General features: G+C 66.5%; 23 protein-coding genes. All 23 read right to left on the bottom strand.

Going from position 1 to position 12,616, the window contains the following annotated elements; all coding sequences use genetic code 11:
• Positions 1-111: 111 nt before the first annotated feature.
• The 23 genes from secY to rpl4p are packed head-to-tail and all read right to left on the bottom strand — an operon-like array spanning position 112 to position 12,616.
• A complete protein-coding gene (secY, locus tag P1K88_RS14875) occupies positions 112-1,578 on the bottom strand; it encodes a preprotein translocase subunit SecY (RefSeq protein ID WP_276411008.1) in 1,467 nt (488 codons plus the stop codon).
• A gap of 6 nt (positions 1,579-1,584) precedes the next feature.
• Complete coding sequence (locus P1K88_RS14870; protein WP_276411007.1) at positions 1,585-2,082, bottom strand: uL15m family ribosomal protein; 498 nt, start codon at positions 2,080-2,082, stop codon at positions 1,585-1,587.
• Positions 2,082-2,546 carry a 50S ribosomal protein L30 gene (gene rpmD, locus P1K88_RS14865; RefSeq protein ID WP_276411006.1) on the bottom strand — a complete coding sequence of 155 codons (465 nt, stop codon included), beginning with the start codon at positions 2,544-2,546 and terminating at the stop codon, positions 2,082-2,084. Before rpmD ends, P1K88_RS14870 begins: the two co-directional genes overlap by 1 nt.
• Positions 2,546-3,184 carry a 30S ribosomal protein S5 gene (locus P1K88_RS14860; protein WP_276411005.1) on the bottom strand — a complete coding sequence of 213 codons (639 nt, stop codon included), beginning with the start codon at positions 3,182-3,184 and terminating at the stop codon, positions 2,546-2,548. The genes rpmD and P1K88_RS14860 overlap by 1 nt, the downstream gene beginning before the upstream one ends.
• Positions 3,181-3,744 carry a 50S ribosomal protein L18 gene (locus tag P1K88_RS14855; protein ID WP_276411004.1) on the bottom strand — a complete coding sequence of 188 codons (564 nt, stop codon included), beginning with the start codon at positions 3,742-3,744 and terminating at the stop codon, positions 3,181-3,183. Before P1K88_RS14855 ends, P1K88_RS14860 begins: the two co-directional genes overlap by 4 nt.
• Positions 3,744-4,193, bottom strand: coding sequence for a 50S ribosomal protein L19e (locus P1K88_RS14850; RefSeq protein ID WP_276411003.1), 450 nt, complete (start codon positions 4,191-4,193; stop codon positions 3,744-3,746). The genes P1K88_RS14855 and P1K88_RS14850 overlap by 1 nt, the downstream gene beginning before the upstream one ends.
• Positions 4,193-5,062, bottom strand: a complete 870-nt coding sequence (locus P1K88_RS14845; protein ID WP_379786756.1) for a 50S ribosomal protein L32e — start codon at positions 5,060-5,062, stop codon at positions 4,193-4,195. The genes P1K88_RS14850 and P1K88_RS14845 overlap by 1 nt, the downstream gene beginning before the upstream one ends.
• On the bottom strand, positions 5,062-5,598 hold the full coding sequence (locus P1K88_RS14840; protein ID WP_276411002.1) for a 50S ribosomal protein L6: 537 nt from the start codon (positions 5,596-5,598) through the stop codon (positions 5,062-5,064). The genes P1K88_RS14845 and P1K88_RS14840 overlap by 1 nt, the downstream gene beginning before the upstream one ends.
• Before the next feature lie 2 nt (positions 5,599-5,600).
• The gene (locus tag P1K88_RS14835) at positions 5,601-5,993 is read right to left on the bottom strand and encodes a 30S ribosomal protein S8 (RefSeq protein ID WP_276411001.1); all 393 of its coding nucleotides are present in this window, start codon (positions 5,991-5,993) and stop codon (positions 5,601-5,603) included.
• 2 nt (positions 5,994-5,995) lie between these two features.
• Entirely contained in the window at positions 5,996-6,178 is a 183-nt protein-coding gene (locus tag P1K88_RS14830; RefSeq protein WP_276411000.1) for a 30S ribosomal protein S14, read from the bottom strand.
• Complete coding sequence (locus tag P1K88_RS14825) at positions 6,175-6,708, bottom strand: 50S ribosomal protein L5 (RefSeq protein WP_276410999.1); 534 nt, start codon at positions 6,706-6,708, stop codon at positions 6,175-6,177. Before P1K88_RS14825 ends, P1K88_RS14830 begins: the two co-directional genes overlap by 4 nt.
• Positions 6,701-7,459, bottom strand: a complete 759-nt coding sequence (locus tag P1K88_RS14820; protein ID WP_276410998.1) for a 30S ribosomal protein S4e — start codon at positions 7,457-7,459, stop codon at positions 6,701-6,703. Before P1K88_RS14820 ends, P1K88_RS14825 begins: the two co-directional genes overlap by 8 nt.
• Positions 7,456-7,818 (bottom strand): 50S ribosomal protein L24, encoded by a 363-nt coding sequence (rplX, locus tag P1K88_RS14815; protein WP_276410997.1) that lies wholly within the window; start codon positions 7,816-7,818, stop codon positions 7,456-7,458. The genes P1K88_RS14820 and rplX overlap by 4 nt, the downstream gene beginning before the upstream one ends.
• A gap of 4 nt (positions 7,819-7,822) precedes the next feature.
• Complete coding sequence (locus P1K88_RS14810; RefSeq protein ID WP_276410996.1) at positions 7,823-8,221, bottom strand: 50S ribosomal protein L14; 399 nt, start codon at positions 8,219-8,221, stop codon at positions 7,823-7,825.
• Entirely contained in the window at positions 8,221-8,559 is a 339-nt protein-coding gene (locus P1K88_RS14805; RefSeq protein WP_276410995.1) for a 30S ribosomal protein S17, read from the bottom strand. Before P1K88_RS14805 ends, P1K88_RS14810 begins: the two co-directional genes overlap by 1 nt.
• Complete coding sequence (locus tag P1K88_RS14800; protein ID WP_276410994.1) at positions 8,550-8,837, bottom strand: ribonuclease P protein component 1; 288 nt, start codon at positions 8,835-8,837, stop codon at positions 8,550-8,552. The genes P1K88_RS14805 and P1K88_RS14800 overlap by 10 nt, the downstream gene beginning before the upstream one ends.
• Positions 8,837-9,052 carry a 50S ribosomal protein L29 gene (gene rpmC, locus P1K88_RS14795; protein ID WP_276278047.1) on the bottom strand — a complete coding sequence of 72 codons (216 nt, stop codon included), beginning with the start codon at positions 9,050-9,052 and terminating at the stop codon, positions 8,837-8,839. The genes P1K88_RS14800 and rpmC overlap by 1 nt, the downstream gene beginning before the upstream one ends.
• Positions 9,049-9,966, bottom strand: a complete 918-nt coding sequence (locus P1K88_RS14790) for a 30S ribosomal protein S3 (protein ID WP_276410993.1) — start codon at positions 9,964-9,966, stop codon at positions 9,049-9,051. The genes rpmC and P1K88_RS14790 overlap by 4 nt, the downstream gene beginning before the upstream one ends.
• Positions 9,966-10,475: a 50S ribosomal protein L22 gene (locus P1K88_RS14785; RefSeq protein WP_276410992.1), complete on the bottom strand. Its 510-nt coding sequence runs from the start codon at positions 10,473-10,475 to the stop codon at positions 9,966-9,968. The genes P1K88_RS14790 and P1K88_RS14785 overlap by 1 nt, the downstream gene beginning before the upstream one ends.
• A gap of 2 nt (positions 10,476-10,477) precedes the next feature.
• Positions 10,478-10,900 carry a 30S ribosomal protein S19 gene (locus P1K88_RS14780; protein WP_276410991.1) on the bottom strand — a complete coding sequence of 141 codons (423 nt, stop codon included), beginning with the start codon at positions 10,898-10,900 and terminating at the stop codon, positions 10,478-10,480.
• A complete protein-coding gene (locus P1K88_RS14775) occupies positions 10,897-11,619 on the bottom strand; it encodes a 50S ribosomal protein L2 (protein WP_276410990.1) in 723 nt (240 codons plus the stop codon). Before P1K88_RS14775 ends, P1K88_RS14780 begins: the two co-directional genes overlap by 4 nt.
• A gap of 2 nt (positions 11,620-11,621) precedes the next feature.
• Complete coding sequence (locus P1K88_RS14770) at positions 11,622-11,879, bottom strand: 50S ribosomal protein L23 (RefSeq protein WP_276278042.1); 258 nt, start codon at positions 11,877-11,879, stop codon at positions 11,622-11,624.
• Complete coding sequence (rpl4p, locus tag P1K88_RS14765) at positions 11,876-12,616, bottom strand: 50S ribosomal protein L4 (protein ID WP_276410989.1); 741 nt, start codon at positions 12,614-12,616, stop codon at positions 11,876-11,878. The genes P1K88_RS14770 and rpl4p overlap by 4 nt, the downstream gene beginning before the upstream one ends.

The raw sequence follows: 12,616 nt of genomic DNA, 5'->3' as shown, positions 1-12,616 counted from the left end.
ATTGGAATATTCTAAGAATTGGCTTATTTTCCGAACTATCGACTTGTATTAGCGCCAGCTATGAGCTTATCTCCACCGAAGCAGCTGAGTTAAATCAGATTATCTGGCAGGCTATCCAAACATCTGGCGCATCATCGGATGCATCTCCATGAGCTGCTCCTCGGCGATCTCCTCGTACAGCTTGTACGTGATAGAGACCGTCAGCAGCAGGCCCGTACCGGAGACACCGCCGATGGTGCCCATCATGTTCGCCAGCACGGCGAGCAGGCCCACGAGCGCGCCGCCGATGACGGTCACCTGCGGGATGTACCGTTCGAGGACCTTCTCGATGACGCCGACGTTCTGGCGGAAGCCGGGGATCTGCATCCCGGAGTTGTGGATCTGCTTGGCCGTCGCCTCCGGGCCCATGTCGGTGGTCTCCACCCAGAAGACGGCGAAGATGGCGCCCCCGATGAGCATGAACGTCAGGTCGACGCCGATGCGGACGAGGATCTGCCAGACCGGTTGGCTCGCCGATTCGAGCCACCACATCCACTGGTTCGGGCTCTGGATGGGGGCCAGGAAGTAGAACAGCCCGCCCGTTGGCTGGCCGTTCGAGTAAGTCCCCAGCCAGGCCGGCATGTTCGCCAGCTGGGCGTCCAGGATGCGCCCCAGGAACTGGACGTTTGCCTGGAGCGCACGGACGAGGATCATCGGCAGGACGCTGGCGTAGATGAGCTTCACGGGGAAGCGACCGCGCGCGCCCTTGACCCGGGCGTTCGAGAGCGGGATCTCGACGCGGACCGACTCGGCGTAGACGACCACCGCGAAGATGAGGACGGTGGTGATGAGCGCGAGGATGCGCCCCTGGCCGAGGATGACGGTCTGGAGTCCCTCCAGTGCGAGCACCGGGCCGGTGGACTGCTGGCCGGTGATAAAGAGGAACCAGGTGTGGATGATGCCGCTCTGGCCGCCGATGACCGGCGTCGTCAGCAGACCGCCCAGCAGTCGCTGGCTGACGCCGGCGACGATGAACAGCCCGATACCGGAGCCGACGCCCCACTTCGAGATGACCTCGTCCATGAACAGGATGAGGACACCGCCGACGAAGATCTGGGCGAAGATGAGCCACTGGACGCCGGCGGTGCCGATGCCCAGCGACTGCGCGACGGCCGGGTCCGCTGGCAGGAAGCTGCCGGCGAAGACCATCGGCAGGCCGGTCAGGCAGATCATCACGACCACGAGCAGCTTCTGGAGCCCCTGGTAGAGCACCTGGTCACGCGGGTCGTTTTGCGTGTCCAGGCCGAGCAGGTCGGCACCGCCGAGCAGCTGCAACACGATGGAGGCGGTGACGATGGGTCCGATACCCAGTTGCATGATACTCCCCTGTCCGGAGGCGAGAATCGAGGCGAAGCGCCCGAAGACCGCCTGGCTCTGGTCGATGTCGAGGCCGAACAGCGCGACGTTCGTCAGGAAGAAATACAGCAGCAACACGCCCCCGGTCCACGTCAGCTTGCGCTTGAACGGGATGTGTTTCTCCGGACGGCGGACTGCTGGCATCCGGACGAGCAGCGGTTCGGCGGTGTCCTTCCAGGTCATGGGTCGTTATTCCTCGTCGTCCGCGTCGGCGTCTGCGTCCGCGTCGGCGGCCTGGCGCTCCTGGCCGCGTTCGGTCAGTTCGGTTGTGCCCCCAGCCGCTTCAACCTTCGCCGTCGCCTGCTCGGAGAAGTCGTCCGCGACCAGCGTGAGCTCGTTGCGGACCTGGCCGGCGCCGAGCACCTTCACGACGTCGACGTCGTGGCCGTCGTCGACCACGTCGCGGACGTCGATGCGGTAGCCGTCGCCGGTGTCTTCGGCGACACCGTCGGCGGCCAGCAGCGCCGCGTCCTCGTCGAGCTCGCGGACGTCGACCGTCGCGATCTCGTCCTGGACCTTCTGTGGGCGCTTGAAGCCGCTCTTGCCGAGCGGCTCGTAGTTGTGCATCTCGTGCTTGTCGCGGCCGGCCGCCCCGCGGCCACCGCGGTGGCCGGCCCCGCGTCGGTTCTTGTGCGAGCCGCCGCCGTGCGTGCGCGAGCCGCGCTGTCGTCGTTTCTTGCTCGTCATTATCGCATCGCCTCCAGGAGGTCGTCGATGTCCTCGGAGTCGTGGCGGCCGAGTTCGCCGCCCTCCGTGACCGGGTGCTTGATGCCGTCGTGGCCGCCACGCGGCGGGTGCAGACGGAGCGTGGGCGAGAGGCCCTGCTCTTGCAGGGTCGTCTCCTCGGAGATGAGCGCCCACGCCAGCCCGGCGATGTCGTCGTAGTCGGTGTTCTCGGCGACCCACTCGTCGTCGACGTCGGCGTCACCCTCGGCGGGTTCGGCGCGCGTCTCCAGGAGTAGCTCGAGGGTCTCCTGGCTTGGCTCGCCGAAGGCAACGTAGTCGTTGACCTTCGACACCATGCCGCGGTAGGTGTCCGTGTCGGGGACGAGGGTCGCGTGATTCACGTGGTGGATGTTCAGCATCTTCAGCGTGTCGTGGATGTCCGTATCCATGTTGACGTCGCCACGGAGCTGGACCAGTGCGTGCATCACTCGATCACCTCACGTTTCTCGAAGGTGCGTTCGGGCACACGGGCTTCGGCCGTGTTCTGCAGCGCGTTGAACGTCGCCTTCGCGAAGTTGACCGTCGTGCGGGTGTTGCCCGACGAACGGGTCCAGATGTCCTCGATGCCGGCGAGTTCCAGCACCTTGCGGACGGTCTCCCCGCCCGCGAGGCCCAGGCCGCGCGGTGCGGGCTGGAGTTCGACCTCGACGCTCCCGGCCTTGCCCTCGGTGCGCAGCGCGACCGTGTGGGGACGGCCACAGCCACACTCCCAGGACCCACAGCCACGGGAGACGTCGATGATGTTCAGCTTCGCGATGTCGATGGCCTTCTGGATGGCCCCGCCGACCTGGTCGTCGCGACCCTCGGCGTAGCCGACCAGTCCGTCGCGGTTGCCGACCGCGACGACACAGCGGAACTTCACCCGCCGGCCGGAGTCGGTCATCCGCTGGACCATGTTGATGTCCAGCACCTCGTCTTCCAGATCGGGAACGAGCTGGTCGACGACTTCCGATTCTTTCAGGGGAAGCCCCGAGTTGAGAGCGTCCTGCATGGAGTCGATCTCGCCCTCGGCGACCTGCTTGCCGAGGCGTGTGCGGGGTTCCCAGCCGTTGTCAGCGCTCATAGTTCGATGTCACCTTCCAGTAGCGTCTCCCGGACCTCGTCGAAGTGTTCCGGGAGGTCCGTCGCGTCGAAGTCCCCACTGTACAGCGGTTCGTCCAGCTGCTCGGCGTACTCGGCGATGTGGCCACCGCGCGTGCGCTGCCAGTCGGCGAGCACGTCGTCGTTGTGGGGGATGTCCAGGCCGGCGTCGATGGCGCCTTCCTGTATTGCGAAAACTTTGCTTCCGGGTGTCGGGGAGTTGAGGCCGATATCGAGCACCGCTTCGTCGACGCCTGCATCCAGTGCGCGCAGCCCCGCGAGCAGGCCAGTGAGGTAGGCCGCGGGCATGTTGCCCGTCGGCGCCTCCCAGCCGTACTCGGCGAGGTCGCCCGACTGTGCGGACGCCAGCGTTCGGTCGCCTTCGGGCCCGAGCGTCACCAGCTGCGCCCTGACGTGCTTGTTGCTCTTTCGAGCAACGAGGCGGGGCTTGCCGGATTTCAGCAGGCGCAACCGCTGATGGTAATCGGTTCGGGCCTCGCGGCGTCGCCGCATCGGCACCTTGTATCGTGGTCCTGTCGCCATTATTCGTCACCGTAGTTTGCTGCGATGTATCGTTCGAGGTCCGCCACGCTGTCGAACTCGCCACCGCCAGCCATGTCGTAGAGCTCGCGGTACTCGCGTTTCGACAGCGTGCCGTCGTCGCGCAGGTCGCGCAGCGTCGAACGCTGGGCGCGGATGCGCGACGTCCAGTCCGCCTTCTCGTTGTTCCGGGCGCCGGCCTTGCCCTTGCGGGAGCCGGCCCCCTTCTGGTGGCCGTAGGAACGCTTCTGTGCGCGTTCGCGTGCGCGGCCACGGGAGTTGCCTTTCTCGTCTTTCGCCGTGATGGCGCCCTCGTCGACCAGTTCGCGGATGTCATCGCGGGTGATCGCGTCGGCGATGTCACTCTGGCGCTCGGGGTCGAACCACAGCCGGTTCTTCCCGACGTCGAGGACGTCCGCGGCGAGTCGTTTCTGTGCTTTCAGGTTCGTCATCACTCACTCACCTCCACTTCGACGTAGGTGGGGTTGAGGACGCGGATGCCATCGGCCTCCGCCTCCTCCTCGATGCGCTCGCGCTTGCGAGCGCCGACTTTCGAGGCGATGCGGACGGCCTCGCGGTCCCCGTCGACGCCCTCGAGGTCGGCCACGTTGTGGACGCGGACCTCCTCGAAGCCCGAGGGGTGCTTGCCGCGGACGGCCGTCGGCGAACGGAAGCCCGCCTCGACGGTGTCGCCCTTGCCCTTGATGCCGCGGCGCTGTTTCGACAGCTGGCCGCGGGGGCGGCGCCACGAGGTCGAGACGCGCTTTTTCTTGTGGTGGTCCTGCCGGTTGAACTTCGGCTTGCCGACCCGGTGTCGCTGGGCCAGGAGCCGGGCTTCCTCGTCGTCCAAGTCCGGCGTCTTGTCGGCGAGCCCGCGGGGCTGGAGTTCCGTCTCCACGTCCTCGGTGGGCTCTTCTTCGGTCTCGTCTTCGACCTCGGCCTCGGCCTCCTCGGCGACCTCGAGGCCGCCGACGTCGGCCTTGATGCGGGCCGCGAGCGCGTTGCCCACGCCCTCGGCCTCGGCCAGGTCCGACTGCTCGGCCCGGCGGACGTCGTCGACCGTCTCGAAGCCGGCCGCGCGCAGCGCGTCGGCCTTGGCCTCGCCGACGCCGCTGATGTCGGTCAGGTCCATCTCGTCGTCTGCCTCGTCTGGGTCCCCGTCGTCTTCGGCCGCCGCCTCGGCGACCTGGTCGGGGTCCTCGGCGGGCTCGCCCGCCGTGGGCTTCTCGGACTCGACGTCCTCGTCGGGCGTCTCGTCCTGCGGGAGTGCCTCTTCGTCCGCGTTGGCGTCGGTGCTTCTGTTGTCGGGGTCGTCTGCCATCAGGCGTCACCTCGGTTGGGTTTCTGGGTGATGTACACCCCATCCTGGAACACCCGGACGTCCTTGTCGTTGACGCGGGTGAGCTGTTCGATGTCCGCGGCGGTCTGGCCGACGGCCTCGATGTCCGAGCCCGTCAGGGTGAGTTCCTCGCCGTCGATCTGGACCTCGGTGTCGCCGTGGATCGTCGTGCGACGGGCGGCCTTCTCGCCGAGGAAGTTCTCGATGACGACTTCGTCACCTTCGACGTTGACCTGCATGGGGAAGTGAGAGTAAAAGACCTCCATCTCGTACTCCCAGCCCTCGGTCACGCCGTGGAACATGTTCTCGATGTGGCTCTCGAAGGTACCCATCGTGGACATCGTCTTGGCGTCGTCCTCCGTGGACTTGATGACGACCGCGTCGTCCTCGACCGAGACGTCGATGTCGGGGTACCAGAGCCGACGTGTGACTGTGCCGTTGGGACCGTCGACGGTGACGTCGAGGTGGTCCATCTCGGCGGACACGTCCTCCGGAATCTGCAGTTCTACTCGTGGCATTGTTAGTACACGTACGCGATGATCTGGCCACCGACGCCCGCCTCGCGGGCCTCGTAGTGGCTCATGATGCCGTGGCTGGTCGTGACGACGAGCGTCCCGTAGTCACGGGCGGGGAGGAATCGCTTCTCCCACTTCTCGAACTCGTCGGCGCCCGCCGAATAGCGGGGCTTGACCGGGCCACACTCGTTGATGGCACCTTTCAGTTCGACCTCGAACTCGCCGGCCTTGCCGTCGTCGACGAACGTGAACCCGTCGATGTACCCGCGGTCGTAGAAGACCTCGAGGACGGAGCCGATTTCGTTCGAGGCGGGCGATACCGTCTGCTCCAGATGCCCGACGCTCTCGGCGTTGTTGATGGCCGACAGCGCGTTGGCGAATGGGTCGTTTCCTGTCATTGTTAGCTGTACTTCTTGAAGCCCATCCCACGAGAGATCTCGCGGAAGCACTGGCGACACAGCCAGATGTCGTACTTGCCGACGAGTCCCTGCTGGCGCCCGCAGCGCTGGCAGGACTCGAGCTGGCCGGTCCGCTCTGCCTCTGTGTCGGCGTCGGGCTCGTCCTGGATTTCACTTTCGCTCATTCGCTCACCTCCACGTCGAAGGTCGACTCGACGAACGCGACGGCGTCCGACGGGTTGAGTCGATGGTTCGAGGGAATCGACCGGGACGCCTTGTCACGCTTGGCGACGCGGTAGCCGGGGCGGACGAGGTTGACCGTCACGTCCAGCCCGTAGATTCCGATGTTCGGGTCGTACTCCTGGCTCGGGAACTCCGTGTGCTCCTCGACGCCGAAGCTGAAGTTGCCGGTGTCGTCGAACTGCGACGACTTGAGGTCGGCAAGCGGCAGTGCGGTCTCGAGGAACTCTGCGGCGGTAGTGTCACGCAGCGTGACCTTCGCGCCGATGGGGTCGCCCTCGCGGATGTCGAACTCGCCGACGGTCCGTTTTGCCTTCGTCCGGACGGGCGTCTGGCCGGTGATCTCACCGAGGATGTCCTCGGCGTTGGCCAGGTCGCGGCCACCGTGGCCGATGCCCATGTGGACGACGACCTTCTCGATGCGCGGTTCGCGCATCTCGTGGAAGTCGGCGCTCGATTCGGTTTCGCTACTCATCGTCATCACCCTCGCTCGCGGCTTCGCCGCTCACGGGTTCCGATTCGTCGTCCGAATCGCCCGTGAAGTTCTCGTCGATGACGACGACGTACTCCTCGATGGTCTCGAAGCCCTCGCCGACCTCCTGGGCGACCAGGACGTTGTTCTGTGCGGAGCCTGGCGTGACCTGGATCTCGTCGACGGTGCCGATCTCGCCGGCGTGGGTGCCGTCGACGGCTGTGACGAGCGCGCCCTCCTCGTACTCGAAGTGGGCGACGATGGAGCCGTCCTCGTTGTCGACGACGATGGAGTCGCCGGCGTCGTAGGTGTCGGCGTCCTCGACGACGAGCGTCTCGCCGTCGTGGAGGCCAAGCTGGATGTCGCCGCCGGCGACCTGCGTCTTGGTGACGATCTTGCCGAGCTTGGACTCGGCGGCGTCGGCCTCGATGGCCGTCAGCGCCAGCCGCCCGCCCTCGCCGGGGAAGACCCGGTAGTACTCCTCGCGCTCGGTGAAAGCCAGGATGTCGAACATCCCGACGGGCCGCTCCTCGTCGGAGACGGCCGTCCCGTTGATGCGGACGTTGTCCTCGTTGAGCGCGTAGCGCGCTTCCTTGCGGTTGTCGGCGTAGCCGAGCACGTCCCGCAGGACGATGAGCAGGGGGACCCCCGACTCACCGTGCGGGCCGGCACCGGCCTTGACCGTGAACGTGGCTGTCTTGCGCTCTACGGGCCAGCTGTTCGGCACCGAGAGGCGTTTCTGGTGGTTACTCATGCGGAATCATCCTCCGATTCGAGACGCACGACTCGCTTCGAGTCCTCCGTGTCGAGTTCGGTGACTCGCACGTTGGAGGTGTCGAGCGGCCGGGGGACCTCTTCGCCGTCGGTCTTCTCGAGGGTCACGCCCTCGACGTGGATGACGGAGTCTTTGAGGTCGACCTCGAGGACTTCGCCCTCTTCGCCGGCGTCGTCGCCGCGAAGCACTTCCACCGTGTCACCGGCGTTGACGCGGACGTTGCGCTGGCCGTACTCCTCGCGGAGTTCGTCCGAGAGCGTCGCCCGCACCTGCTTGTGCTTCTCGTGCAGCGAGGCGCGTCGTTGACTCGTTCGCTGTTTGTGTGGTTGCTCTGTCATGGTTCTATACGATCATCGTCGCGGCGGACGCGACACTTCCGAACCGCTCTGCGACTTCCCGTGCGATGGGCCCCTTGAGTTCGGTCCCGCGGGGGTCCTCGTTCTCGTCGACGATGACGGCCGCGTTGTCTTCGAACTTGACGCGGGTGCCGTCGGGTCGGCGGATGGGCTTTCGCTGGCGGACGACGACGGCCTCGAGCACCTGGCGACGCATCTCGGGCGTCCCCTTGGTGACCGACACCGTGATCTTATCGCCCAGGCCAGCCTTCGGGTGACGGTTCTTCGTCCCCGAGTAGCCGTGGACGGAGATGACCTTGAGCTCGCGTGCGCCCGTGTTGTCGGCACACGTGATGAGCGAGCCCTTCTCCAGGCCCTGCGTGACGTCGGCGTTGAGCGCCTCCATCAGGCATCACCGTCCTGCTCGTCCGCGACCACGCCGACGACGACGTGGCTCTTTGTCTTCGAGAGCGGTCGACACTCTGCTACTGTGACCGTGTCGCCGACTTCGAGCTCGAGACATTCGGGTGCGTGGGCCGGAATCCGGCTACGCCGCTTCATGTAGCGGTCGTATTTGGGCACCTTCACGTCGTACTCTCGCTCGACGACGACGGTCTTCTGCATGTCGGTGGAGACGACCTCGCCGTCCAGCGTCTGGCCGCGCACGGAGAGCTCTCCGTGGAACGGACAGTGCTGGTCGGCACAGGTCTCCTCCGGTTCCTGTACGTTCAGTCCTAGCGCCATTGTGAATCTCCTGTGTTCTCTGTGCGTCGAGCGGGACGGGCGACGAGTCGCTCGCCCTCGACGCGGACGATCTCGCCCGAGTCGAGTTCGAACGCGAACGTCGCGCTGTCCTTCGGCACGTGCCACACCCGGTCGGCCCCCTCGATGGCCAGCGTCTGGGTCGTCTCGCCGACGACCCGGCCGCTGATGCCGACGACGTCCGGGTTGGACGCCGCGACGACCTCGACGTCGAGGCCGACGAGTTCGTGACGTGGGAGCGTCTCGGGTGTCAGTGGCATTATTCGTCCTCCTGCAGGTCGCCTTCTTCCCGCTGGATCGTCTTGATGCGGGCGACGGCTCGTCGCAGCTCGCTGATGCGGCCCGGGTTGTCCGGGGCGCCACCCGCCGCCTGCACGGCGCGGGCGTTCAGCAGTTCCGTCTTGAGGTCCTCGAGCTCCGCCTCGCGTTCGGCGGGGGTCATGTCGCGGACCTCCTGGACGTGGAGGACGGTCATTCGTCGTCACCCTCCTCGTCGTCTGCCTCGTCCATCTCGTCCATCAGTTCCTCCGCCTCGGCGGCGGTGTCCTCGTTGAGCTCCTCGTCGACGGCGGCCTCGAGCTCGTCGACGTCGACGTCCTCGACGTCCTCGTCGGTCGGGACCTCGACGTCTTCCTCGATGACCTCCTCGTCGACGGCTGCGGCGGCCTCGTCGGGTTCGACGCCGTCGTCGGGTTCGCCGCTGACCTCGGTCGTCTCGGCGTCCTCGGGTTCGCCCTCGAGGAGCTCCTCGACGCTCTCGCCGTCGGTGTCCGCGACGTAGTCCTCGATCTCGACGTCCTCGTAGATCTCGAAGTCGTCGGGCAGCTCGGCGTTGGGCGGGATGATCTTGACCCGGACACCGATGGTGCCCAGCTTCATCACCGCGACGCCGACGCCGCTGTCGACGATTTCCTCGGCCGGCTCACCGTTGTGCTTGATGTAGCCGCGGTTGAATTTCTCGACGCGCGAGCGGGCGCCCGTGACCTTCCCGGAGAGGACGATCTCGGCACCCAGCGCGCCGGCCTCCATGATGCGGTCGATGGTGGTGTGGCCCGCCTTGCGGAAGTACCAGCCACGCTCGAGTGCGTTGGCCAGTCGGTCCGCGACGATGCGGGCGTTGAGGTCCGGTTCGTCCACCTCCTGGACGTCGATCTGCGGGTCGTCGAGGTCGAACCGCTCCTCGAGTTCCGTCGTGATCTTCCGGATGTTCTTCCCGCCCTTGCCGATGACCATCCCTGGCTTCTCGGCTTTCAGGACGATCTGGGTCCCCATCGGCGTCTTGGCGACGTCCATGCCGCCGTAGCCGGCGCGACCGAGCTCGTCCGCGAAGAACTCGTCGATCTGGGTCCGCTGGAGGCCGTCCTCGATGAACTGGAGTTCGTCGGCCATTATTCCTCTCCCCCTTCGCGGCTTCCGCCGCTCCGGTTCGAGGCTTCGGCGGCCTCGCTGTCCTCTAGGATGAGTTCGACGTCGACCTGCGGCGTGTTCCAGGCGGAGGCCCGGCCCATCGCGCGCGGTTTGCGACCCTGCTGTTCGCCGACCTTGTGGGCGGCGACGTGCATGATCTCCATGGATTCACCGTCGAATCCCTGGTGGTCGGCGTTGCCGACGGCGTTCTCGAGCAGGTCGATGAAGGCCTCGCTGGCCTTCTGCGGGTAGCGACCGGCGTCCCACCCGTCGACCTTGCTCTTGTGGCCGACGCCCGAGTTGTGCTGCTTGAACGCGACCGGCTGGTCGCCCTCGATGACTGCTTCGAGGAACTCGACGGCCTCGCCGGCCGTCTTGCCCTTGATCTCCCGGGCGATGGCCTTGCTGTGCTTGTGGCTCATCTGCCGTTCCCGAAGCATCGCTTTCGCGGTGGTCTCCGGGTCGGCGTCGACTGAGTAGCTGATTCCCATAGTTATTTGAGCGGTACGAACTTCGAGGAGCGTGTCGCCCCGATGCCGGCCTGCCCGTGTTCGACCGAGGTACGGGTGAGCTGGAACTCACCGAGGTAGTGCCCGAGCATCTCCGGCTCGACCTTGACGCGCTCGAAGTCCTGGCCGTTGTGGACGGCGAAGGTCAGCCCGACCATCTCCGGGACCACCGGCATGTCGCGCAGGTGCGTCCGGATGGGGTCGTTGGCCGTCGCCTCCTCTTCGGCGTCGCGTGCCTTCTCCAGGAGCTTGTGTTTCTCCTCGGTCAGGCCGCGTGTGATACTTCGCCGCTGGCGTGCGGGGAGCAGTTCCGCGACTTCGTCGAGCGCCATGTCCTGCAGCTCGTCGAGCGTGTGGCCGCGGAAGGAGAACTCTCCTTCGTGGCCGATTTGATACTCTGAACTCATTCGTTACCACCTCGACCGGTCCGCTTCGAGGCGATGTCCCCGACCTTGCGACCCGGCGGTGTGTTGCGCGAGACGGACTTGGGCTTGCCGGGGTGCTGTCGGCCGCCGCCACCGAACGGGTGGTCGACGGCGTTCATCGCGACACCACGGACGTTCGGCCACTTCGTCCCGCGGGCTTTCATCTTGTGGTACTTGTTGCCGGCCTTGACCATCGGTTTGTCAGTGCGGCCGCCACCGGCGACGACGCCGATGGTGGCACGGCACTGCGGGTCCAGCCGTTTCATCTCCCCGGAGGAGAGCTTGACGACCGCAACCGACCGGTCGTGGGTGAGCAGTGTGGCGTTGACGCCCGACGCGCGGGCGAACTTGCCGCCGTCACCGGGGCTGGCTTCGACGTTACAGACCGGGACCCCCTCGGGGATCTCCGCGAGCGGGAGCGTGTTCCCCGGGGCGATCTCGGCGCTGACGCCGACCTGCAGTTCGTCGCCCACGCCGACGCCTTCCGGCGCCAGCACGAGTCGACGGTCGCCGTCTTCGAACTCGACGGCGGCGACCGGTGCCGAGCGGGCGGGGTCGTGTTCGATGTCGACCACCGTGCCGGCGACGACGTCGCCGTCCTCGACCTTCCGGTGCGCCAGGTCTGCCTTGTAGCGGTGCGACGGCGCCCGGAACGTGGGCGAGCCGCGGCCGCGTCGTTGTCCTTGGATTCGTCGTCCCATCGTTAGAACACCCCGATTCTGGAGGCGACTTCCTGCGCGTCGTCGTCCTCGGAGAGGCGGACGACGGCTTTCTTGAGGCCGTCCATCGTGTTCTGCGTGTTCACGTCGTCGACGGTGACCTCGTACTGCTGTTCGACGGCGTCGGCGACCTCGGCCTTCGTGGCCCCGTCGGCGACGACGAACTGGAGCTTGTTCTGGAAATCCATGTCGTTCATGGCCTTCTCCGTGACGTACGGGTACTTGATGACGTCGACGCTCATCGGTCGGCCACCTCCACGGCGGCGGACTTCGTGAACACGGTCAGGCGACCGGGCTGGCCGCCGGGCGCGAGGTCCTCCGCGTTGACCTCCCGGGCGGTGGCGACGTCGGCACCGGCGAGGTTGCGGGCGGCCCGCGACGGTTCCTCGCTGGTGACAAAGAGGATCGAGGAGGGCCGGCGGTACTTGCGCCCGCGGGCCTTCCCCTGTCCGGCCTTGATCTTGGTCTCGTCGGCGCGTTCGACGTCGGCGTGGACGCCCAGCGCCTCCAGGACGTCGACGACCTCCTGGGTCTTTTCGAGGTCCTCGAAGTCGTCGGTGACGACGACGGGCACCTCGTCGCGGTCGAACTCGTGGCCGCGTTCGGCGACGAGTTCGGCGTCGGTCGTCGCGGCCAGCGCCGAGCGGACGGCCAGCTGGCGTTCCTTGTCGTTGATGTCCTTCGAGCGGTCCGTCTCGGCTTTCGGTGGGTGGGCGCGTCGCCCCTTCACCGTCTGCGGGACGCGGCGGCCACGGCCGTTCTGCTTTGGCACGTGGGCCTGCCCGCGACCGCTACCGAACGATTCGGCCGGCGTGCGGAGGCCGGCGTACTCGTCGGCGCCGTAGTCCTGTTTGCGGTTTGCCTGGGCGGCGCGAACTGCCTTGGCGACGAGGTCGGCCCGAACCGGCGTCTCGAAGACGTCCGGAAGGGTGATCTCGCCGTCGGCCTCGCCGTTCAGGTCGTATAGTGTTGCCTGCAT

Source organism: Haloarcula halobia (assembly GCF_029338255.1).
Taxonomy (GTDB): Archaea; Halobacteriota; Halobacteria; order Halobacteriales; family Haloarculaceae; genus Haloarcula; species Haloarcula halobia.
The sequence above is the reverse complement of the archived record's forward strand: the minus strand, read 5'-3'. Positions and strand labels throughout refer to the sequence as shown.